Origin of the sequence: Streptomyces incarnatus, assembly GCF_001027185.1 — a bacterium.
Taxonomy (GTDB): Bacteria; Actinomycetota; Actinomycetes; order Streptomycetales; family Streptomycetaceae; genus Streptomyces; species Streptomyces puniciscabiei.
The window spans coordinates 1,274,906-1,295,574 of sequence record NZ_CP011497.1; the positions used below are offsets into that span (position 1 = coordinate 1,274,906).

Genomic DNA, 20,669 nt, shown 5'->3' on the forward strand with positions numbered 1-20,669 from the left:
CACCTCGTCGAACGAGCCGCTCCTCCCGCGCGTGCCCAGCCGCGGGTACATCACCTGATCGTGTGACGGCAGCCTGATCCGATGACCCGACGGGGTTTCTTCCGACGCCGGGAGATCCCGCCGGCCCCCGCTCACGCCGCCCGGCGTGCCCGCCCCCGGTGGACGCGGATGATGTCCGCGTAGCGGTGTCCGCTGCCCTTGATCGTGCGTGCCTGGGTGCGGTAGTCGACGTGGACCAGGCCGAAGCGCTTGTCGTAGCCGTAGGCCCACTCGAAGTTGTCCAGCAGGGACCAGGCGAAGTAGCCGGCGAGCGGGGCGCCCTTGCGGGCGGCGGAGGCGCAGGCGGCCAGGTGGCGTTCCAGGTAGGCCTGGCGTTCGGGGTCGTCCACGCTGCCGCCGGGGCGGACCACGTCCGGGAAGGCCGAGCCGTTCTCGGTGACGTAGATCTTCCGTGCGCCGTAGTCCTCGGTGAGGCGGAGCAGCAGCGTCTCGATGCCGCCGGCGTCGATCTCCCAGTCCATGCCGGTGCGCGGGACGCCCTCGCGGCGCACCGCGCGGACGTACGGCGCCGGGGCGTCGGGGGCGTCGGCGACGTACGCCGGGAAGTAGTAGTTGAGGCCCAGCCAGTCCAGCGGGGTGGCGATCGTCGCCAAGTCGCCGTTTCGCAGGGGGAGTTCGACGCCGTATGTCTGGATCATGTCGGCCGGGAAGCCGCGGCCGTGGACCGGGTCGAGCCACCAGCGGTTGACATGGCCGTCGTGGCGGCGGGCGGCCGCGAGGTCCTCGGGGCGGTCGGTGGCCGCGTGCACGGTGGAGAGGTTGTTGACGATGCCGATCTGGGCACCGGGGGCGGCGGCGCGGATCGCCTGGGTGGCGAGGCCGTGGCCGAGCAGCAGATGCGCAGAGGCGCGTACGGCCGCCGTCAGGTCCGTCCAGCCGGGGGCCATCGTGCCCTCCAGATGGCCGATCCAGGCCGAGCAGCTCGGCTCGTTGAGGGTCGCCCAGAGCTTGACGCGGTCGCCGAGGCGGGCGGCGACGGCCGAGGCGTACTCGGCGAGCGCGAAGGCGGTGTCGCGCTCCGGCCAGCCGCCCCGGTCCTGGAGCACCTGCGGCAGGTCCCAGTGGTAGAGGGTGACGGTCGGGGTGATGCCCGCCTCCAGCAGGGCGTCCACCAACGCGTCGTAGAACGCGAGGCCCTTGGGGTTCACCGGGCCCGTTCCGCCGGGGAGCACGCGGGGCCAGGCCACCGACAACCGGTAGGCGCTGACGCCGAGTTGCCGCATCAGGCCGATGTCCTCGCGCCAGCGGTGGTAGTGGTCGCAGGCGACGTCGCCGGTGTCGCCGTTCGCGATCTTCCCCGGGGTGTGCGAGAAGGTGTCCCAGATCGAGGGTGTGCGGCCGTCCTCGGCGACGGCCCCCTCGATCTGGTACGCCGCGGTGGCCGTGCCCCACAGGAAGTCGTGCGGGAGTGCGGCGAGGTCGATGGGTTCGGACACGGAAGTCCCTTCGGGATCAGGGGTGTGGGTCGCTCGGGTCACTTGACGGCGCCCGCCGTCAGACCGGCGACGAGATAGCGCTGCAGGAGGAGGAAGCCGGCCACCACGGGCACGCTGACGACCAGCGAGGCGGCCATGATCTGGTTCCAGTAGACGTCGTTGAGGGTGGAGTAGCCCTGGAGGCCGACGGCGAGGGTGCGGGTGGTGTCGTTGGTCATGACGGACGCGAAGAGCACCTCTCCCCACGCGGTCATGAAGGCGTAGACGGCGACCGCGACGATGCCGGGGACCGCGGCCGGTACGACGATCCTGAGCAGCGCGCCGAGCGGGCCGCAGCCGTCCACCAGCGCCGCCTCGTCCAGGTCGCGCGGCACCGAGTCGAAGTACCCGATCAGCATCCAGATCGAGAAGGGGAGGGAGAAGGTCAGATACGTCAGGATTAGGCCGCCGCGGGAGCCGAACAGGGCGATGCCGGTGGCGTTGCCGATGTTGACGTAGATCAGGAAGAGGGGGAGCAGGAAGAGGATGCCGGGCAGCATCTGCGTCGAGAGCACGGTGACGGTGAAGACGCGCTTGCCGCGGAAGTCGTAGCGGCTGACGGCGTAGGCCGCGAACACGGCGATCACGACCGAGCAGACCGTCGCCGCGCCCGCCACGATCAGCGAGTTCATGAAGTACTTCGCGAGCGGGACCGTGGACCAGATGTCGATGTACGGGCGGATGGTCAGGCCGCTCGGCAGCCAGCGGAACCTGCCGGTGACGTCCGCCAGCGGCTTCAGCGAGCTGGAGACCATCACGTACACCGGGACCAGCACGAAGCCGGTGAGCAGGGTGAGGAAGATCCGACGGCACCACACGAAGGAACGCGGCGGCGCCATGGGCGAGTTGCGCGTCGGTCGGGCGAGGGGCTGGCTAGACATCGGCGGAAGGCCTCCGTCCGCACGAGGTGAACAGCAGGTACCCGCCCGTGACGACGAGCAGGAAGAGCAGGAGCAGGACGGACATGGCGGAGCCGGTGCCGAAGTTCCAGGTGACGAAGGACGCCTGGTAGATGTGGACGGAGATGAGGTCGGCGGCCTCGGGGGCGGACCTGCCGAACAGCACGTACGGCGTGTTGAAGTCGTTGAACGTCCACAGGAACAGGACCAGGACCAGCACCTGGTTGACCGGGCGCAGGGACGGCAGGGTGATGCGTCGGACCTGCTGCCACATCCCGGCGCCGTCCAGCGCGGCGGCCTCGTACAGCTCCCGCGGGATGTTCTGCAGGCCGGCCATCACGATGAGGAAGGCGAACGGCCAGCCCCGCCACACCGACACGGTGAGCAGGGCGTAGAAGCTGTTGTCGCCGATGAGCCAGAAGGAGGGCTTGCCGGTGAGGTGCAGTTGGTCGTGCAGGACGTGGTTCACCAGGCCGTTGTCGTGCTGGAACATGAACACCCAGGTGATCACCGCCGCGTAGACCGGCAGCGCGTACGGCACCAGGAACAGGGCCCGCAGCAGGCCGCGGCCGCGGAAGGTGTCCTGCATGAAGACCGCGGCGGCGGTGCCGATCAGCCAGCACAGGCCGACCGACAGCAGGGTGAAGCCGACGGTGACGAAGAAGGAGTGCAGCAGGGCCTCGCCGACGGGGGCGTCGAAGTTCACCGACATCCTGTAGTTGCCGAGTCCGGACCAGGGGGCACCGGCCCAGTCGCGGATGTAGAACTGGGTGAGTTCCTTGAAGCTCATCACGATGCCGATGACCATCGGCACCAGGTGGACGAGGAGTTCGAGCAGCAGCGCGGGCAGGAGCAGCAGGTACGGCAGCGAGGCGCGGCGCAGCCGTCCGGCGCGGCGGCGGGATTCGCGCGCCGCCGCGCCGGACGGTGCCTGCGTCACCGGCTCCTTGAAGGCGGTGGTCGTCATCTTCGCGCTCACGCCGCCGGCATCTGCTGCTGGGCCTTGGTCAGCGCGGCCTTGACCGTGTCGGTGGTGACGGCGCGCCCGGCGGCGGTGTCGGCGAACAGGTCCTTGACGGCCGTACCGACCGCCGTCTCGAACTGCGACTCGGACGGGACCTGCGGCAGGGCGGCCGCGCTGGTGGCGAGGGTGTTCTTCAGTACGACGGTGGCGGGGGCGCCGAACGCGGCGTCCGCCTGGGCGGACTTCACCGGCGGAATGGAGCTGTAGGCCTTGTTGAGGATCTTCTGCTCGTCGTCGGAGGTCATGAACTTCACGAACTTCGTGGCGCCGTCGAGGTTGTGGGTGTTCTTGAAGACGGCGAGGTTGATGCCGGCGACCATCGAGTCGACCTGGGTGCCGGTGCCGGGGGTGCCGGAGACCACCGGCACGGGCGCGATGCCGTAGGAGTCCTCGCTCATCCCCTGGGACTTGAGGTTCGCCGCGGCGGACTGCCACAGCAGCATCGCCTGCTTGCCCTTGGCGAAGTCGCTGACGGACTGGTTCTGCGCGTACTCGGCGTCGCCGGCCGGGATGACCTTGTCCTTGGCCATCAGGTCGACATAGGCCTTCACCGCGTCGACCACCTTCGGGTTGGTGAAGTCGGGCTTGCCGTCGGCGGTGAAGAAGTCGGCGCCGCGCTGCTTGGCGAAGACGAAGACGTGGTGGATGTTCTCGGCGAGGTTGGAGCCCTCGGCGCCGAGCGCGGACTTGCCCTCGGCCTGGATCTTCCTGCCGTCGGCGACCAGCTCGTCCCAGGTGGCCGGGGGCTTGGATATCCCGGCGTCGGCGAAGATCTTCTTGTTGTAGTAGAGGGCGTAGGCCATGGAGTACAGCGGGACCGCGGCCGCGTCCTTGCCCGCCGCTCCGGTGGAGCCGAGCGCGGAGTCGACGAACCGGTCCTTGCCGCCGATCTCGGCGAACTTCCCCGTGTCCCACGGCAGCAGGGCGCCGGTCGCCTGCAGGGAGGCGCTCCAGGTGTTGCCGATGTTCAGCACGTCCGGGCCCTGACCCGAGGTGGTCGCGGTGAGGATCCGGTTGAGCAGGTCGGACCAGGGCACGACCTCCAGCTTCACTTTGATCCCGGTCTGCTTCTGGAACTTGTCGAGTTCGGGCTGGAGGACCTGCTTGTCGACGGCGATGCTGGCGCCCTGGTTGGAGGCCCAGTACGTCAGCGTCTTCGGCGAGTCGTCGGACCCGCCGCCGCTGGACGAGCCGCCTCCGCAGGCCGTGGCCGCGAGGACGAGAGACAGGGTGACGGCGCCTGTGGCCGCGGCTCGGATGCTGCGCATGGCTCCTGGTGTCCCTTTCCGGGAGTCGAGAAGCCCGAGGCTGCTCGTGGGAGCCGACACCCGTGCCGATCCCTTCGGCGCCGACCCGTTCGGCCCCCAAGCCCCTCATGGCTTAATTTACGACGTGAGTTAAACCCCCGATGAAACGCTCGTCAAGAGATCCAGCAGGAGTGAGCGGCCGAACGGGACGGAAAAGCACGGAGAAACGCCGGAGATCGCCGGACGAGAGGGAGGCCAGGCCGGTGCAAGGGCGGCGGCCGCCGTCGAACGCCCCCGCTCCCCCACCGCGGCCGACTCGGCGGCGGTGCGCGGGCACGGGGCCCGCGCCACCCGCCGAGTCGGCCGGTGGCGCGGGCCCCGCCCCGCTACCGGACCGGCACCGGTCGAGGCGCCGGGGCGTAGCCGGTGGGGCGGGTCGTGAAGGTGCCGCGGCCCTGGGTGCGGCTGCGCAAGCGGGTCGCGTAGCCGAAGAGTTCGGCCAGCGGCACGGTCGCGGTCAGTACGGCCGCGCCGCCACGGGTCCCGGAGCCGCCGACCCGGCCGCGCCGGGCCGCCAGGTCACCGAGGACCGAGCCGACGGCGTCCTCCGGCACGGTGACCGTGACCTCGGCGACCGGCTCCAGGAGGGCCGTCGCGCAGGCGCGCAGGGCCTCGCGCAGCCCGAGCCGGCCGGCGGCACGGAAGGCCGTGTCCGAGGAGTCCTTCACATGGGTGGAGCCGTCGGTGAGCGTGACCCGCAGCCCGGTCACCGGGTGCCCTGCCAGCGGGCCCTCGGCGAGCGCGTCCCGGCAACCGGCCTCGACCGCGCGCACGTACTCCTGCGGCACCGCGCCACCGGTCACGGCGGAGCGGAACTCGAAGCCGGTGACGCCGACTTCGGGGCCGAGCGGTTCCACGTCGAGCACGACATGGGCGAACTGCCCCGCCCCGCCGTCCTGTTTGACGTGCCGGAACACGAACCCGGTCACTCCCTCGACGACCGTCTCGCGGTAGGCGACCCGAGGCCGGCCCACGGTGACCTCCGGTCCCCCGTCGCGGCGGATCTTCTCCACCGCGACCTCCAGGTGGAGTTCGCCCATGCCGGACAGCACGGTCTGCCCGGTCTCGGCGTCGGTGCGCACCACCAGGGAGGGGTCCTCCTCGGCGAGCCGCGCCAGCGCCGTGGCCAGCCGGCCGGTGTCCGTGGCGCGCCGGGCCTCGACCGCGACGGACACCACGGGGTCGGCGGCCACCGGCGGTTCCAGCAGCAGCGGGGCGCCGGGGTCGCACAGCGTGGAGCCGGCCCGCGCCGACTTCACACCGGCGAGCGCGACGATGTCACCGGCGACCGCCCGCTCCAGCTGTACGTGCCGGTCCGCCATGACCCGCAGGATGCGCGCCACGCGCTCGGTGCGCCCGGTGCCCGGGTTCCACACGGTGTCTCCCTTCTCGACGGTGCCCGCATAGACGCGCACGTAGGCCAGCCGTCCGGTGCTGCTCGCGTTCACCTTGAACACCAGCCCCGCGAACGGCACTTCGGGGTCGGCGGCGCGCTCCTCCTCGGTCCCGTCGTGGGCGCCGCGCACGGCCGGGACGTCCAGCGGCGAGGGCAGATAGGCGACCACCGCGTCCAGCAACGGTTCGATGCCGCGGTTGCGGTAGGCGGAGCCGCACAGGACGACCACACCGTCCCCGGTGCGGGTCAGGTCCCGCAGGGTGGCGGCGAGGGTGCCCGCGGACAGTGTCCCGCGCTCGCAGAACTCCTCCAGGGCGGCAGGATGCAGCTCCGCCACGGTCTCCTCCAGCGCCCTCCGGCGCCGTACCGCCTCCTCGCCCAGCGACTCGGGCACGGGCCCCTCCACGGCCGTACCCGCGCCGTCGGCCCAGACCAGCGAGCGCATCCGTACGAGGTCCACGACACCCGTGAACCCGTCCTCGGCGCCGATGGGGAGCTGGACGACGAGCGGCACGGGATGCAGGCGCTGCCGGATGGACTCGACGGCCCGGCCGAGGTCGGCGCCCGCCCGGTCCATCTTGTTGACGAAGGCGATCCTCGGCACGCCGTGCCGGTCCGCCTGCCGCCACACCGACTCGCTCTGCGGCTCGACCCCGGCGACGGCGTCGAACACGGCGACCGCCCCGTCCAGGACGCGCAGGGAGCGCTCGACCTCGTCGGCGAAGTCGACGTGGCCGGGGGTGTCGATGAGGTTGATGCGGTGCCCGTCCCAGGCGCAGCTGACGGCGGCGGCGAAGATGGTGATGCCGCGGTCGCGCTCCTGCGGGTCGAAGTCGGTGACGGTGGTGCCGTCGTGCACCTCGCCCCGCTTGTGGGTGGTGCCCGTCGCATACAGGATCCGCTCGGTGACGGTGGTCTTGCCGGCGTCGACGTGGGCGAGGATGCCGAGGTTGCGGATCGCGGCGAGGGTGGCGTTGTTCGTGCGCACGGCCCAGGGCCTTTCTGGGGATCAGGCCTGACGTTGAGGCCCGAATCGGGGAAAAGGGCAGCGCGATTGCCCGTGCGCCCGAGGTCAGCGGGGCGTCACGGGCGTCCGGTGCCGGCCGCGCAGCGGGCACCGGCCGGACCGGGACACGAGGATCACCTCGTACCGGGAACGGGGAGCGACGACAGCGGTGCGTGCGCGCACGGCCGGGCTCCCCTCTGTGTCGGACGACAGGCACCGCCGTACGGTCGAAGGCGGTGCTCGGTACGGGACGACGGTACGAGAGGGAGGCGGTCGGGGCACGTCATTTTCCGCCGCGGCGGCCTGCCGCCGGAGGCGCGAGCAGGGCCTGCTCCCCGGTGAGCGGTGCCAGCGCCCCGGCCAGGCGGCGGAGCCAGTCCCGTGCCGTGCCCCGCACGGCGGGGTGCCGCTCCTGGAACGCGGCCCAGTCCACGTCCCACCGGAGGACCTCGGCCGGGTCGAGGGCGGCGTGGGGGTGTGCGGGGGTCGGCGCGCGCTCGAAGACCTTCCGCAGCAGGCGCGGCGGGAGCGGGAGCGTGCCGTCGGCCCCGGACCCGGCCCCGCCCCCCGCCCCGGCCTCGGCGAGGAGGACCGCGTCGTACAGGTCCTTGCCCTGTGCGCGGCCTCCGTCCCGGCTGTCGGTGTGCAGCCACAGCAGCTTCCAGGCCAGGGACAGCTCCCGGCTCGCCGTGCGCACCGGGACCGGTCTGCCGCCGTCGCCGCGCGGTATCAGGGTCCACACCGGGGGTTCGGGCAGCCGTTCGTCGCGGGCGAAGTCCAGGCGCGCCTCGCCGGGCGGCAGGCCGGCCGCGCGCCAGGGAATGAGCAGGCGTACGCCCGGCGTGTCGTACTCCGCGTAGGTCCAGGTGCCGTCAACGCGCGCGTTCTCCGCGTCGAGGAAGAGACCCGGGGCGGCCTCGGGGTGCCGGGCCACGCGTTCGAGCAGGTCGGCGTACGGGGGTCCGGTGTCCGCCGCGTCCTCCTCGTGCAGCCAGTGCAGCCCTTCGGGCGGGAGCACCGGGCGCCGCCCGCCGGTGTCGAACTCCTCGTACGTCCACATCTCGTACCCCGCCGCGCCGTCGGCGGCCTCGGGCCACTGCTGTACGACGTCGATCCGGTCGACGTACGGATACGGGTCCAGCGCGTCGACCCCGACGGGGTCCTCCAGCACCACCCAGTCCAGATCGGCGGGTTGGCGCGCCGCGTCCCCCACCCAGGCCGGCATGACCATGCTGCCGCGCAGGGCCAGGCTCGCGCTCCAGGGAGCGTCCGCGATGAGGGCCAGCACATGATCGAGCGCCGCGCGTACTCCGTCCACGGGCCAGACCGTAGCGCCCGGCACCGACAACGGCGGGGCGTGGAGCGCAGAACCCGTGACCTGGTCCGGGGCCGGTTGCACGCCGAGTCGGAGACTGTTGCCCTGCTGGTGACACTGGAAGGACATGATGATGTCCGAAGAAGTGCGACGATGGCTGCAGGACAACGCCGTACCGCTGAAAGGCCTGCACCCCGCGGCACGGGAACCGGGTCACGGGGATCTGGAGCCACTGCGCGGGATTCTGGGCGACGTGCGTGTTCTGGGGATGGGGGAAGCGACGCACGGGACAGCCGAGTTCTTCCGGCTCAAACACCTGTTACTGCGCTTCCTCGTCGAGGAGTTGGGGTTCACCGCCCTGGCCATGGAGGCCGGCACCTCGGCCGCCGAGGCGGTCGACGACTATGTGCTGCACGGAACCGGTGATGCCGCCGGCGCCCTCGCCGGACTCGGCTTCTGGACGTGGCGGACTCGGGAGATGCTCGAGCCCGCAGTTCATGCGGTCCTTCGGTGCCGGCGTGTCCCGCGTGACGTACCGGTTCTCCATGACTCGAACCGTACTTGGGCGTGAGTACGACGGACTGGCGTACGTGGCCCGCTCGACGCCTTCTGTGCCGCTGGGCTGAGTGGTGGGGTGTGGTCGTTGCCACCACCCCCGTCGGCGGCAACGACCACACCTCGATCACCAGAAGGTGAAACTATCCTCTTCTGCTGATCTGATCAAGTGGCTAGAGTGGGTTCGACCGCCCATCTGATGGAGTACCCGCATGCCCGAGCGCACCTTCGACGGCCGTGAACTGCGCAACCGCCGTGTGCTGTTGCGCAAGTCCCAGTCCGAGTTGGGTGCGGCCCTGGGGGTGGGGACCAACGCCGTGTCGCGCTGGGAGACCGGTCAGGCCACTCCGCCGCCCGAGCGGCTTCCCGGCATCGCCGCGGCACTCGATGCGGACCTCGACGACCTGTTTCCGCGCCGGGAGCCGCCCAACCTCGCCGACCTGCGATGCGACGCGGGCATGACGCAGGCCGACACCGTGGCGGTAACGAAGACCCGGTCACCGATGTCGGTCCGCGCTGCCGAGCGTGGCAAGCGACCGCTGCCCGAGGCGTTTCACGAGGCGCTCGCCCAGGCGTACGGCGTCTCCGTGCCGGAACTGCTCGCGGCCCAGAAGCGCAGCTTCGGTCACCTCGTGCCGGTGCAGGCCCCCGCGGGCTTGTCGGCGGCCTCGGTGGCGCACAAGCTCGCACACCTGCGGGACGAGGTCTTCCAGGGCACGCTGCCGTCGGACGCCGAGATCGCCGACGAGGGGAACCGCAAGGCCGGCCGGCCCGTACTCACCGAGCCCCTCGTCGAAGCGCTGCGGCTGGGGACGCACGCCGGTCTTTCGGACGAGATCCTGGACGCCCTGGCGCTGGCCCTCGATGTGCCGTCCGTGTTCTTCCACAGCCCGGACCCGCAGATCGAGCGACTGGTGGTGTCGACGCGCGCCGTCCGGAACAGTTTCACGGTGGAGGCGGCCCGCGGCGGCGAGCACGAGATCCCCGCCGCCGCGCGCGCCGAACTCCTCGACTTCATCAGCAGCACGATGGCCGAGATCCTCGGCCCCGACTCCGACGTGCCCGCCTAGGCTTCACCCAGGGCAGAACGCCGCTCCCTTCCCCTGGCGCCCGGGATCCCTAGGCTGAAGGGGTGAGCACTCATGCGCCGAACGAAGCCCGCGTCGTCCCCCTGCGCCCGCAGACCGCGCCGCCCGGTGCCGGTGGGGCGGCCCGCTCCCCGCAGCGACCGCCGGAAGCCCCACGGACTCCCGCACCGAGGGAACCCCTGTGGCGCGACCTCGTCGGCGATGTGCTGCGGCGCGAGCGGCTCGCCCAGGAGCGCACGCTGAAGGACGTCGCGGAGGCGGCCCGGATCTCGATGCCGTACCTGTCGGAGCTGGAGCGCGGACGCAAGGAGGCCTCCTCCGAGGTGCTCGCGGCCGCCGCCCAGGCCCTCGGACTCGGCCTCGCCGACCTGCTGACGCGCGCCCAGCACGAACTGGCCCGGAACGCCCGCAGCCGGGTGGGCCGGAGCCGCACGTCGCCCACGGCACGGTACGACGGCCTCTGCCTCGCGGCCTGACCCGGACCGACGGCCGGTACGAGGCCGCTACGAAGGTCGAGACGAAGACCGGTACGGAGGCCGGTACGACGGGGCGCACCGCCGCCGTACCGGCCGGCCCGCCGGCCTTTGGCCCGCCGGCTTTCGGCCTGCCGGCCTTCGGCTCGCGGCCGAAGGCGGAGTTGGAAGGCGAGTCGGACGAAGGCGGAGTCAGACGAACGCGAGCCGTCGGCTCAGTACCTCGTCGGCGAGCCCGTAGGCGACGGCCTCCTCGGCGGTGAGCACCTTGTCCCGGTCCATGTCCGCGCGCAGCGTCGCCACGTCGTGATGCGTGTGCCGGGACAGGACCTCCTCCACCTGCGAGCGGATGCGGGCCATCTCCTTGGCCGCGAGGCTGAGGTCGGAGACCGTCCCCTGCCGGCCGCCGCTGGCCGGCTGGCCGAGCAGCACCCGCGCGTGCTGGAGCACGAACCGTCGCCCGGGGTCTCCGCCGGCCAGCAGGACCGCCGCCGTCGACGCCGCCTGACCGACGCAGAACGTGGAGATCGGTGCCTGCACGAACGTCATGGTGTCGTAGATCGCCATCAGCGAAGTGAACGACCCACCGGGCGAGTTGAGGTAGATCGAGATCTCGTGCTCGGGGTTCGCCGACTCCAGATGCAGGAGTTGCGCGATGACCACATTGGCGACCCCGTCGTCGATCTCGGTGCCGAGGAAGATGATCCGCTCGTTCAGCAGCCGGCTGAAGACGTCGTAGGACCGCTCACCCTGCGCGGTCCGCTCGATCACGTAGGGAACCGTGTACGACCCCATGTCACAGCCCCATCCGTCGGCGCGAGGTGGCCGGGCGGATGTCGGCGAGCGACTCCACCACCCGGTCCACGATCCCGTACTCCCTGGCCTGCTCGGCCGTGAACCAGCGGTCCCGGTCGCCGTCCCGCGCGATCGTCTCCTCGCTCTGACCGGTGTGCTCGGCGGTGATCCGCTCGATGGCCTTCTTGGTGAACTCCAGGTTCTCCGCCTGGATCTCGATGTCCGCGGCGGTGCCGCCGATGCCCGCCGAGGGCTGGTGCATCATGATCCGCGCGTTCGGCAGCGCGCACCGCTTGCCCGGCGCGCCCACGGTGAGCAGGAACTGTCCCATGCTGGCGGCGAACCCCATGGCCAGCGTCGAGACGTCGTTCGGGATGAGCCGCATGGTGTCGTAGATGGCCAGACCCGCGGTGACCGACCCGCCGGGGCTGTTGATGTACAGGCTGATGTCGGTGCGCGGGTCCTCCGCGGACAGCAACAGCAGCTGTGCGCACACCCGGTTGGCCGACACGTCGTCGACCTGGGTGCCGAGGAGGACGATCCGCTGGGCGAGCAGCTGGGCCGCGAGATGGTCGTCGAAGCGGCTGGGCGGGGTGTCGCCCTCCTCCGCGCGGGGTGGGAGCGTGCCGAGTGGAGTCATCTGGTCTCCTTGTCGAGGCGGGGATGCCGTCGACTCCACTCTTGACCTCGGCAGGCCCCCGGACGCGGTTTGTCTGCCCGCCGCAGATTCGCCACGGGCAGAACACACACGCTCGTCATGCGGTCGCAGGAACTAGCGGGCGAACTCCCGGTACGCGGTGCTTCCCTGCGCGAGGCAGGCCAGTGCCGCCTCCCAGACCGGCCGTACGGCAGGCGGGATCTCGTCCGGGCCGATCTCGTCCGGTGCGCTGAACCGGTAGTCGGTCAGCTCGCTCTCCTGCAGGACGATGGCGGCCCGCTGCTCCTCGCCGAGGACTCCGCCGTCGAAGACGAAGTACATGTGGCCACCGGCCGGCGTCTGGACGAAGGCGCTCACCAGGAGCTGCCCGATGGCCTGGTCGATGCCGAGTTCCTCCAGCAGCTCGCGGCGCGCGGCCTGGGCCGGTGTCTCGCCCTCGTCGACGCCGCCGCCCGGAAGGTTCCAGCCCGGCTTGTAGCCGGGCTTGACGATCAGGAACCGGCCCTCGCCGTCCCGCAGGAGTGCCGCGGCGGACATCGTGGGGCGGGCGGGGTTGGGGGAAGTCATGTGCAAAACCTCGGAGTTCTCGGTGTCGGTCGGTCAACCGCGGTCGGCGGTCTGGCGGGTGAGAAGGTTCTCGGCGTCGGCAGCGGTGGTGAGCCGGTAGGCGGAGGCCAGGTCCCGCAGGTGGGTGACCTCCTCGCCCGGCGTGGCGCCGGGATCGAAGGGGTACGGCGCGGTCGCGCCGGCCGGCTCCCGCGCGGGCTCGCCGGCCATGGACAGCGCGGCGCGGATCCAGAGCGCTTCGGCCTGCACGTCGGTGGCGTGCCCGGGCCTGAGGTCGGTCCCGGCGCGCGCGAGGGCCCGCTCGGCGAGGTCGTAGGGCGCGTGGCGTCTCAGCAGGAAGACCACGTCGCGGATGTCCATGGCGAACCGGTCCAGGCGGGCCGGCAGCGACGGGTCCGGGCTGAGGAGCAGATCGCGTACGGCGTCGAGCCGGGCCGCCTTCGCCGTGACGCGGGTGAAGGACGTGCTGGGGCGGTACCGGACGGCGTCCGGGAAGCGCAGGGCGAGGGGGCGCCAGAGCGGATGGAGGGCGACGAGGCCGCGCAGGGCGTGGTACCGCTCGCGTGCGGCGTGTGTCGCCGGAGCGATGGCGCCCAGGCCCCAGAGCAGGAAGCACGTGTACAGGAGGGTGTCGGTCACCGTCTCCTGGGTCTGCTCGGTGCCGTCCGAGACCCGGGAGAAGGTGACGACGAAGAGGAAGGCGGTGCGGATCACCGAGTAGACCGTCGTGAGCACCATGGCGGCCGACATCATCCGCAGGCCGTTGCGCAGGGAGCGGAACGGCGCGTCCTTGACGGCGTTCCCCCACTGGACCGCGCACACCGCGGCCGCGACGCCGGAGTACAGGTAGAACAGGCTCATGTAGACGGCGAGGGCCGCCTCCCCGCGATACCGCTCGATGAAGTAGGGGGTGGTGGTGTCGGGCTTGCCGAGGAGGAAGAAGAAGATGACCGCCATCACCAGGACCGTGGCCACCGAGGCCCGGGTGGCGACGCGGTGGACGGTGGCGGACAGCCGTACGGCACGGGACCGTTCGCCGTCCGGGCCGGCCGTGCGGTAGACCGCGGTGACGTAGCGGAGGATGACGCAGATGCCGATGATCGACAGGACGTGCTTCACCAAGTAGGCCAGGTCGGGCAGCCCGAGGCCGTCCAGCGCGACGCGTCCGGCGGTCGTACGGCTCAGCCAGGCGGCGGCGAAGGCCACGAAGGCGCCCCACAGCGAGCGGTCCCGTTTGTGGCCCCTGACCGCGGACTTGGCTCTCAGGCCGGCTTGTATGAGGAGCAGGCCCGCGATGAGGTAGGCCAGGAGGTCGGACATGTTCGGGTCCTTCAGGTCTTGGGTCTGCCGTAGGTGAAGTCCTGGGCGAGGCTACGCGTGGCCGGATCGTCGATGGCGTGCTGGGTCCGCGCCATCCGGTTGATGAGCGCGGCCGCGTCCTCCGCCCGCTGTTCGACCCAGGTCTCGTACCGCCGGCGGGCCGAGGCCCGTCCCTCGGCCACCAGTTGCTCGGCACGCTCGGCCGAGAAGCCGGTCAGCAGCTCGTCGGTGCCGACGACTCCGGTGGAGTCCTCGGCCCACAGGTGGACCAGCTCGTGCAGCTTGATCTGCCTCTCGTGCCACGGCGAACCGCTGCTGACGTGGAAGATCAGATCGAGCGGCCGGGTGTCGTGCCGGACGTACAGCCCGCAGATGCCGGTGACACCGGCGATGCGGTCCGGCAGGGGCTTCATGACGATCCGCCGGCCCCGGGCCTCTTCCATGTTCCGGACCAGCTGGTCCAGGTCGAACGGCTCCGGCAGCGGCATCGAGGAGACGATCCGCTCGGTCTCGCGACGGAGCGCACGCCGGGATCGCCGGACCGGGTCTACGGCCTCACCCGTCTCCCGCCTTCTTCGTCCACGCCAGATCATCCGCACGCAAGTTCTACTCGGCCGCTGCTGCAGCCCGGATCCTGCAGTGTGCCGGCCGAGCATGTCAACGACCGGACGTGCGCGGCACTCCCCTACACCCGGCGGAGTAGTCACGACGGCTCCCCCCCCCGCAGGATGACCGAGGGTGTCCCATGGGCGATGCTGGGGGCTGTGACAGCTGATCTTCGCCGAGCCGGAGCCGAACCCGGGAACGGTGACGGGGACACGGGGGTGCATCCGGCGTCCCCTCCCTCGTCGCGCCCCGCCGGGCCCGCGCGCCGGCCACGCCGCTCCCGGCTGCGGCGGTGGCTGCGGCGCGCCGCGCTGGGCTGTGCCGTCGTGCTGGTGGTCGTCACGGCGGCCTCGTTCGTCTACAACGCCGCCACGGCCGGGCGCGCCGCGCCGCCCCGGGGCCTGAAGTACGTGCAGGCCGCCGACGTCCGCACGCGCTACCGGACGTGGGGTACGGCGGGCCCACCGGTCGTCCTGGTGCACGGCGCCTTCGAATCCGTGGACACCTGGTCGCGCCTCGCCCCGCTGCTCGCCCGCGACCACCGGGTGTACGCGCTCGACCTGACGGGCGACGGATACAGCGAGCGCCACGGCCCGTACACCGTCGACCATTTCACCCGGCAGCTCCTGGGTTTCCTGGACGCCATGCACCTCGGCGGTCCGGGCGAGCACCCGCTGCTGGTAGGGCACTCCAGCGGGGCCGCCGTGGTCACCGAGGCCGCCCTGCGGGCCCCTGGCCGGCTCGGGGGCGTGATGCTGCTCGACGGTGACGCCCTCGACACGGGCGCCGGGCCGCCGCCGGCCCTCAAGTACGTCCTGTTTGACCCGTATCGGACCAGCCTGCTGCGGCTCGGGCTCGGCATCGACGCGGTGATCCGCGGCATCTACGACGCACAGTGCGGGCCCGCCTGTCCGCGCCTGGACGCCGCCGGTCTGGATCAGTGGCGACGGCCGCTCCGGGTGCCGGGTGCGGAGAGCGCGCTGTGGAGCATGCTGGCCGCCGGGGTGCCGGGGCTGCCGGCGGACCGGGTCGCCCGGCTCGCCGGGGTGCGCCTGCCCAAGTCGGTGGTGTTCGGCGCCGAGGACGACGTGTTCACCCGGCGGACACCGCAGGAGACCGCCCGGCGCATCGGCGCACCGCCGCCGACGCTGATCCCGGGTGCCCGGCACCTGACGATGATCTCCAGTCCTCAGGCAGTCGCGAGGGCCGTGGACCGGCTCACGGCGGCCTCGGTCGCGGCAACGCGCTGACTCCCCCGCTGCCCCGTGCCCGGCCCGCCGTCCCTGTGGGCGGACCGGGCACCGGTGCCGTCACCCCTCGTCGCGCAGCCGGGCCGCGAGGGAGGTCAGGGGCTCGGTCTCCTCGGTGTGACCCAGGGCGGTGAGGCGGGAGACGGCCGCGTCGAGGCGGGTGAGGGCGGGAGCGGGGCGTTCCAGGTAGATGCCCTCCACGGCGCCCGCGAGACGGACGCACTCGGCCCACTCGCCGGCCTGGTGCTCGTCGGGTCCCGGTTCGCCGAGCAGGGTGAGGGCCTCGTCCAGGGCGGCCAGGGCGGTCTCGTACTCACGGCCGTAGGCGTTGACCCGTCCGTGTTCGTAGGCCAGGGCACTGTCCAGGGAGCGGCCCCGGGCCTCGTACCCCGCGGCGCGGGCCTCGTCGGCGATCCGGCCCGCGTCGGCGAGGAAGCCGAGGGCGTCGGCCAGGCCCTCGGGACCCTGCCGCTGGGCCTGGAGGCGGGCGAGTTCGCGCAGGCAACCGCTGAGCTGCTCGTAGCGGGGAGCCTTGGCGTGGGCGGCGAGGGCCTGGTCGGCCGCCTCGCGGGCCCGGCCGAACTCGCCGGACTCGGCGAGGAGTACGGCGGTCTCCGCGGCGATCATGGCGTGGCTCCCGGGGTCGTCGTCCCAGCCGGCCGACTCGGCGGCGAGGGCGGCGAACTCCGCCGTGGCGGCCTTGAGGTCCTCGCCCGCGTGCAGCGCGCGGGCGCGGGTCAGCCGGAGCTGCGCGGCGAGCCGGTCGTCCAGCTCTCCGGCGGCGACGTCCGGTTCGGCCAGGAGGGAGTCGAGCAGCGCGATGCAGTCCTCGACGCGGCCCAGGTCGAGGCTGAGCTGGGCCGCGTTGCTGTAGGTGCAGAACGCGTCGGTCCGGCTGCCGTGGCGCAGGTCCAGCTCCGCGGAGCGCGTCAGGTGCCGCAGTGCCTCGTCGGGGCGGCCCAGGTGCATGCAGGCCTGGGCCAGGTCACCGTGGAGGCGGGCGGTGTCGACCGCGTCGGCCGGCCAGTCGGCGGCCAGTCGCAGACCCTCGGTCAGGTCCGCGTGCGCGGCCCGCGCGTCCCGCAGGCCGAACTGGATCCGGCCGCGCAGCCCGAGCGTGCGGGGCAGGTGCCAGGCGGGGCCGTGCGCCTTCAGCCGGTCGAGGAGGGCGTCGGTCTCCGTGACCGCGGCGGGCAGATCACCGGAGAGGGCGTAGGTACTGGCCCGCAGCATGAGCGCGCCGGAGACCTGTCCGGCGATGTCGTGCCGGGTGGCGAAGTCGAGCAGCAGGTCCACCTCGGCGAAGACCGGCGCGACGTGCTCCTCGTTCCCCGACGTCTGCAGACGCAGGCCGAGCGCCGTCGCCCGCAGCCGCAGCAGACGGGCCTCCAGGTACGGGGTGAGGCCGGGCGTGTCCTCGTGCAGACGGACGAGGGCCGCGTGGGCGGCGGTCAGTGCGTCGGCCTTCGCCTCGGCTCCGTCGGCACCCTCCGCCGGCGTCCCGCCCGCGGGGAGCAGGGCGCAGGCGCGGGCGAGCACCGCGTGACCCGGCGCTCCGGCCTCGTCGTACAGGCTCGCGGCCTCCTCGTGCAGGACGGCGGCCCTGCCGGACTCGTCCTTCTCGCCCGCCTGCCTCGCCTCGTCGACGAGCAGGTCCGCGCGCAGCCGTACGAGCGGTCCCACGGCCGGGTCGTCGGGGTGGGTATAGCCGGGGGCGGCGACGAGCGTACGCAGCCGGGCCCAGCAGGCCGCCGCGTCCGGATGTCCCTGCTCGTCCAACTCCCGTGCGCGGAGGATGAGTTCGGGCAGCGACTCGGGGACGGCGGTGGCGGCGCGGGGAGCGGGAGCGGTGGCCGGGGCGGCCGGGGCCACCTCGTCGAGGCCGCGGGTGCGCAGGGTCAGTTCCAGCCCGTCCAGGAGGGGGGCACGGTCGAGGCGGGCCCTGCGCCGGTCGGTTGCGGCCGTGGTTCCGTTGCGGGCGTCGAAGCGGGCGGCGAGGTCGTCGGCACGGCCCCGCACCTCGGCGCGCAGACCGGCCACCGTCCAGGTGCGGCCCGCGTATCCGGCGGCGGGCAGGGCGCCGTGGCCGAGGGTTTCGACGCGCTGGAGGAGGACCTCCACGCCGGTGAGGAAGCCGAGCTGGTCCAGCGGCGAGTCGACCTCGTCGAACAGGTTCCGGTTCTCGGCGAGGAGTTCCAGGCCGCGTGCCTCGTTGCCGGTCAGCGCGCAGAACTCCAGGTGCCGGCCGACCTCCCCGGACATCGAGGGGTTGCGGCGGCAGGCGCGGTAGCCGACGAGGTGCAGCTCGCGGGCCTGGTCGGTGCGGCCGGTGCGCAGCAGGGGAAGCAGCGCGTAGGAGATGGAGCGGGCGGGCTCCTCCTGGCAGGACTCCTTCCCGGCCAGGACGGGCTCCCAGGTGCCGAGCGCCCGCTCGTCGTCGCCCGCCGTGAGGTGGTACAGGGCGCGCTCGCAGATCTCGCAGGCCTCGCAGTCGCTGAGCCGGGTGCGGGTCCGTCCCGCCCACAGCTCGTAGGCGAGGTCGGTGTCCTCGCCGACGTGGGCGGCGAGCTGGTAGGCCTGTCCGTAGTAGGGCTGGAGACCGAGGCCGGCCTTCTCGTACCGGTCGCGCATCTCCGTCAGCCACTGGCGCAGGCTGGCCAGCGGAATCTCGGGCAGCTGGCGCAGGGCGTGGGCCACCCACTTGAACCGCCAGAACAGCGCGTGGCGCAGGCGCTCGTCGAAGAGGTCGGGCTGCTCGTCGAAGAGGGTGAGCAGGCGGGCGAAGACGACGGGCGACTTCCTCGGTTCGGAGCCGTAGTTGTACGCCTTCTGGAGTGCCAGCAGCGCGTGGACGAGCGGGACGGGCTCCGCGAACTGCTCGGCGGCCTCGGCCAGTTCCTCGGCCGCGACGGTGCGGGTACGGCCGTAGGGGCGCCGGTCGTTCTCCTGCAGCGCCTGGTACAGCTCGTCGGTGGTCTGGGGTGCGGTCGGCATCGTCGGCGGTCCTTAGCTGTCCTTGCGCAGGGCGTGGGCGAGAAGGTCGAGGAAGGAGCGGTTGATGAGGCTCGACTCGGCGGGCCTGAGCGGGCGCCGGGACAGCATCGCGGCCTGCCCGTAGAGGGCTTCGGCGCTGGTGCGGGCCAGTTCGGGTTCGTCGATGGCGACGGCGGTGCGGACCAGCGGGTTGAGCTGGTTGAGGATCAGCTGGGCCCGCGGGGCCTCCTGGCGCAGGTGGCCGAGGATGTCGCCCCACAGGCCGCCCTGCTGCTCGCGGGCGAGCCGGGACCGGGTGCGCTCGTGCCGGGCCTCGCGGCTGTCGAGGAGCAGGGCGGGGGCGGAGGCGGGCTGGAAGGTGCGCAGCGCGACATCGCAGTCGAAGACGGCGAGGGCGTCGCGGGCCAGGGCGAGGTAGGCCGCGGCGGCCAGTTCCGTCTCCCGGTCGACGGGGTCGAGGTGGGCGGTGAGCGTGGCCGGGTCGAGGTCGGCGACGCTGACCTCCGGCCTGATCTCGGGCAGCCGGTGCACCAGTTCACGGTCGTAGGTGTAGCCGCCGTTGACGACGCCCAGTCCGGCGGCCGAGGCGATCGCCGCGACCTGCCGGAACTCCTCCACGCTGGCGGTCACGAGCACGGTGCGGTGGGTGCGCGCGAACTCGTCCAGCGTGGCGTGCCCGTCGGTGGTCTCGAACGGCAGCCACGGCAGCAGCATCCGCAGGATCTCGTCGTCGTGCACCGCGAGCGACTTCACGGCCAGGTGGTGGGCGTGGAGGAAGCGGCCGAGCAGGTCCGGGTCGCTGGCGGCGGTCCGGGCGATCCACGCGCGCAGCCGTTCGGCGAGGGCGTCGCGTACGGCGGCGAGGGTGTCGTCCTCGTACAGGGACTCGCGGGACGCCGTCGGGCGCAGGCTCTCGGCGTCGACGACGCAGCGGACGAAGAACGCCCACTCGGGCAGGATCTCCTCGGCCTGCTCGGACAGCAGCATGCCCTTGACGTGCACGCGGTGGCCGTGGCGGCGGCCGGCCGGCACCGCCTCGGGCAGCACGCACGCGATGCCCTAGAGGCCCACGGCCGGCAGATCCAGCTCGATGGTGTCCAGCGGCGTGAACCCGAAGACGTCCTCGCCGTACGCGGCCAGCGCGCGGGCGCGTGCTCCCGGTGTGGGGTACGTACGCGCCCAGGGTGCCGGCTCGGGGTTGACGGACGCGCCTGCGCCGCCCGGGCCGCCTGTGCCGTCGTCGAAGGTCACCGGGTGGCGCAGCAGGGAGCCGAAGTGGCGGGCCAGCGCGTGCACCTGGGCGGGCCGGGTCCACTCGCCCGCGTCGGCGCGCGGGGTCAGGGTGACGGTGGTGCCGGGCCGGGGGCGGGCGGAGGCGGGCAGGGTGCGGACGGTGTATCTGCCGTCACCGCGTCCCCGCCACTCCACGACGGGGGCGTCGGGGGTGCGCGCGGAACGGCTCAGGACATGGATCTCGTCCGCCACCAGGAAGCAGGAGAGCAGACCGATGCCGAACTGGCCGATGAAGTCGGCGCGTTGCTCGGCGATCCGCTCGGCCCGCTTGCTGCTGCGGCCGATCGTGGCGAGGAAGGTGTGGACATCGGCTTCGGTGAGACCGACGCCGTCGTCCTCGACCCGTACGACCGAGCCGTCGGCGTACAGGCGGATACCGAAGGCGCCCGCGGGGGCGCCCGGTTCGTGGCCGTGGCGTGCGGTCAGCGCGTCCACCGCGTTCTGCAGGAGTTCGCGCAGGTAGACGCGGGGGCTGGAGTAGAGGTGGTGGGACAGGAGGTCGACAAGGCCGCGCAGATCCACCTGGAAGGTGCGGTCGGCGCCGGCCGGGCTCAACGGGGTTTCGGGCAGAGTCATCGGGCAGTCCGG

General features: G+C 72.4%; 16 protein-coding genes and 1 pseudogene. 4 read left to right on the forward strand and 13 right to left on the reverse strand.

The window, feature by feature from the left end; all coding sequences use genetic code 11:
- Window positions 1-131 precede the first annotated feature (131 nt).
- The 6 genes from ABB07_RS05635 to ABB07_RS05660 all read right to left on the reverse strand — a co-directional run bounded on the left by ABB07_RS05635 (window position 132) and on the right by ABB07_RS05660 (window position 8,485).
- Window positions 132-1,496, reverse strand: coding sequence for a GH1 family beta-glucosidase (locus tag ABB07_RS05635; protein ID WP_208897671.1), 1,365 nt, complete (start codon window positions 1,494-1,496; stop codon window positions 132-134).
- A gap of 38 nt (window positions 1,497-1,534) precedes the next feature.
- A complete protein-coding gene (locus tag ABB07_RS05640) occupies window positions 1,535-2,374 on the reverse strand; it encodes a carbohydrate ABC transporter permease (RefSeq protein WP_208903290.1) in 840 nt (279 codons plus the stop codon).
- A 34-nt stretch (window positions 2,375-2,408) separates the two neighbouring features.
- A complete protein-coding gene (locus tag ABB07_RS05645) occupies window positions 2,409-3,401 on the reverse strand; it encodes a carbohydrate ABC transporter permease (RefSeq protein WP_208903291.1) in 993 nt (330 codons plus the stop codon).
- An 8-nt stretch (window positions 3,402-3,409) separates the two neighbouring features.
- A complete protein-coding gene (locus ABB07_RS05650; protein ID WP_208897672.1) occupies window positions 3,410-4,726 on the reverse strand; it encodes an ABC transporter substrate-binding protein in 1,317 nt (438 codons plus the stop codon).
- 365 nt (window positions 4,727-5,091) lie between these two features.
- The gene (gene fusA, locus ABB07_RS05655) at window positions 5,092-7,149 is read right to left on the reverse strand and encodes an elongation factor G (RefSeq protein WP_208897673.1); all 2,058 of its coding nucleotides are present in this window, start codon (window positions 7,147-7,149) and stop codon (window positions 5,092-5,094) included.
- Between the two features lie 301 nt (window positions 7,150-7,450).
- Window positions 7,451-8,485: a nucleotidyl transferase AbiEii/AbiGii toxin family protein gene (locus ABB07_RS05660; protein WP_244189224.1), complete on the reverse strand. Its 1,035-nt coding sequence runs from the start codon at window positions 8,483-8,485 to the stop codon at window positions 7,451-7,453.
- Between the two features lie 124 nt (window positions 8,486-8,609).
- Here ABB07_RS05660 and ABB07_RS05665 point away from each other — a divergent pair, with 124 nt between their 5' ends.
- From ABB07_RS05665 to ABB07_RS05675, 3 genes are all read left to right on the forward strand, one after another.
- A complete protein-coding gene (locus ABB07_RS05665) occupies window positions 8,610-9,053 on the forward strand; it encodes an erythromycin esterase family protein (protein WP_244189225.1) in 444 nt (147 codons plus the stop codon).
- A gap of 196 nt (window positions 9,054-9,249) precedes the next feature.
- Entirely contained in the window at window positions 9,250-10,107 is an 858-nt protein-coding gene (locus ABB07_RS05670) for a helix-turn-helix domain-containing protein (protein WP_208897674.1), read from the forward strand.
- Window positions 10,108-10,169: 62 nt separating this feature from the next.
- On the forward strand, window positions 10,170-10,601 hold the full coding sequence (locus ABB07_RS05675; protein WP_208897675.1) for a helix-turn-helix domain-containing protein: 432 nt from the start codon (window positions 10,170-10,172) through the stop codon (window positions 10,599-10,601).
- Between the two features lie 189 nt (window positions 10,602-10,790).
- Here the strand turns inward: ABB07_RS05675 and ABB07_RS05680 are convergent, their stop codons facing one another.
- The 5 genes from ABB07_RS05680 to ABB07_RS05700 all read right to left on the reverse strand — a co-directional run bounded on the left by ABB07_RS05680 (window position 10,791) and on the right by ABB07_RS05700 (window position 14,426).
- Window positions 10,791-11,393, reverse strand: a complete 603-nt coding sequence (locus tag ABB07_RS05680; RefSeq protein ID WP_208897676.1) for a ClpP family protease — start codon at window positions 11,391-11,393, stop codon at window positions 10,791-10,793.
- 1 nt (window position 11,394) lies between these two features.
- Entirely contained in the window at window positions 11,395-12,033 is a 639-nt protein-coding gene (locus ABB07_RS05685; protein ID WP_208897677.1) for an ATP-dependent Clp protease proteolytic subunit, read from the reverse strand.
- 132 nt (window positions 12,034-12,165) lie between these two features.
- Window positions 12,166-12,618, reverse strand: a complete 453-nt coding sequence (locus ABB07_RS05690) for an NUDIX domain-containing protein (RefSeq protein ID WP_208897678.1) — start codon at window positions 12,616-12,618, stop codon at window positions 12,166-12,168.
- A gap of 33 nt (window positions 12,619-12,651) precedes the next feature.
- Complete coding sequence (locus tag ABB07_RS05695) at window positions 12,652-13,938, reverse strand: MAB_1171c family putative transporter (RefSeq protein WP_208897679.1); 1,287 nt, start codon at window positions 13,936-13,938, stop codon at window positions 12,652-12,654.
- Between the two features lie 11 nt (window positions 13,939-13,949).
- Complete coding sequence (locus ABB07_RS05700; RefSeq protein ID WP_208897680.1) at window positions 13,950-14,426, reverse strand: hypothetical protein; 477 nt, start codon at window positions 14,424-14,426, stop codon at window positions 13,950-13,952.
- A 276-nt stretch (window positions 14,427-14,702) separates the two neighbouring features.
- On the opposite strand from ABB07_RS05700, the gene ABB07_RS05705 reads away from it, so the two are divergent.
- Entirely contained in the window at window positions 14,703-15,794 is a 1,092-nt protein-coding gene (locus tag ABB07_RS05705; RefSeq protein WP_208897681.1) for an alpha/beta fold hydrolase, read from the forward strand.
- 60 nt (window positions 15,795-15,854) lie between these two features.
- Here the strand turns inward: ABB07_RS05705 and ABB07_RS05710 are convergent, their stop codons facing one another.
- The gene (locus ABB07_RS05710; protein WP_208897682.1) at window positions 15,855-18,788 is read right to left on the reverse strand and encodes a hypothetical protein; all 2,934 of its coding nucleotides are present in this window, start codon (window positions 18,786-18,788) and stop codon (window positions 15,855-15,857) included.
- Window positions 18,789-18,800: 12 nt separating this feature from the next.
- Window positions 18,801-20,657, reverse strand: a pseudogene (locus tag ABB07_RS05715) (HSP90 family protein).
- Between the last annotated feature and the right edge of the window lie 12 nt (window positions 20,658-20,669).

What these genes read in the sequence shown, in the direction of transcription:
- ABB07_RS05645 (WP_208903291.1), bottom strand. Translation starts at nt 3,401, where the DNA reads ATGACGACCACCGCCTTCAAGGAGCCGGTGACGCAGGCACCGTCCGGC.
- ABB07_RS05665 (WP_244189225.1), top strand. Translation starts at nt 8,610, where the DNA reads ATGATGATGTCCGAAGAAGTGCGACGATGGCTGCAGGACAACGCCGTA.
- ABB07_RS05700 (WP_208897680.1), bottom strand. Translation starts at nt 14,426, where the DNA reads ATGCCGCTGCCGGAGCCGTTCGACCTGGACCAGCTGGTCCGGAACATG.
- ABB07_RS05680 (WP_208897676.1), bottom strand. Translation starts at nt 11,393, where the DNA reads ATGGGGTCGTACACGGTTCCCTACGTGATCGAGCGGACCGCGCAGGGT.
- ABB07_RS05690 (WP_208897678.1), bottom strand. Translation starts at nt 12,618, where the DNA reads ATGACTTCCCCCAACCCCGCCCGCCCCACGATGTCCGCCGCGGCACTC.
- ABB07_RS05670 (WP_208897674.1), top strand. Translation starts at nt 9,250, where the DNA reads ATGCCCGAGCGCACCTTCGACGGCCGTGAACTGCGCAACCGCCGTGTG.
- ABB07_RS05710 (WP_208897682.1), bottom strand. Translation starts at nt 18,788, where the DNA reads ATGCCGACCGCACCCCAGACCACCGACGAGCTGTACCAGGCGCTGCAG.
- ABB07_RS05685 (WP_208897677.1), bottom strand. Translation starts at nt 12,033, where the DNA reads ATGACTCCACTCGGCACGCTCCCACCCCGCGCGGAGGAGGGCGACACC.
- ABB07_RS05640 (WP_208903290.1), bottom strand. Translation starts at nt 2,374, where the DNA reads ATGGCGCCGCCGCGTTCCTTCGTGTGGTGCCGTCGGATCTTCCTCACC.
- ABB07_RS05695 (WP_208897679.1), bottom strand. Translation starts at nt 13,938, where the DNA reads ATGTCCGACCTCCTGGCCTACCTCATCGCGGGCCTGCTCCTCATACAA.
- ABB07_RS05650 (WP_208897672.1), bottom strand. Translation starts at nt 4,726, where the DNA reads ATGCGCAGCATCCGAGCCGCGGCCACAGGCGCCGTCACCCTGTCTCTC.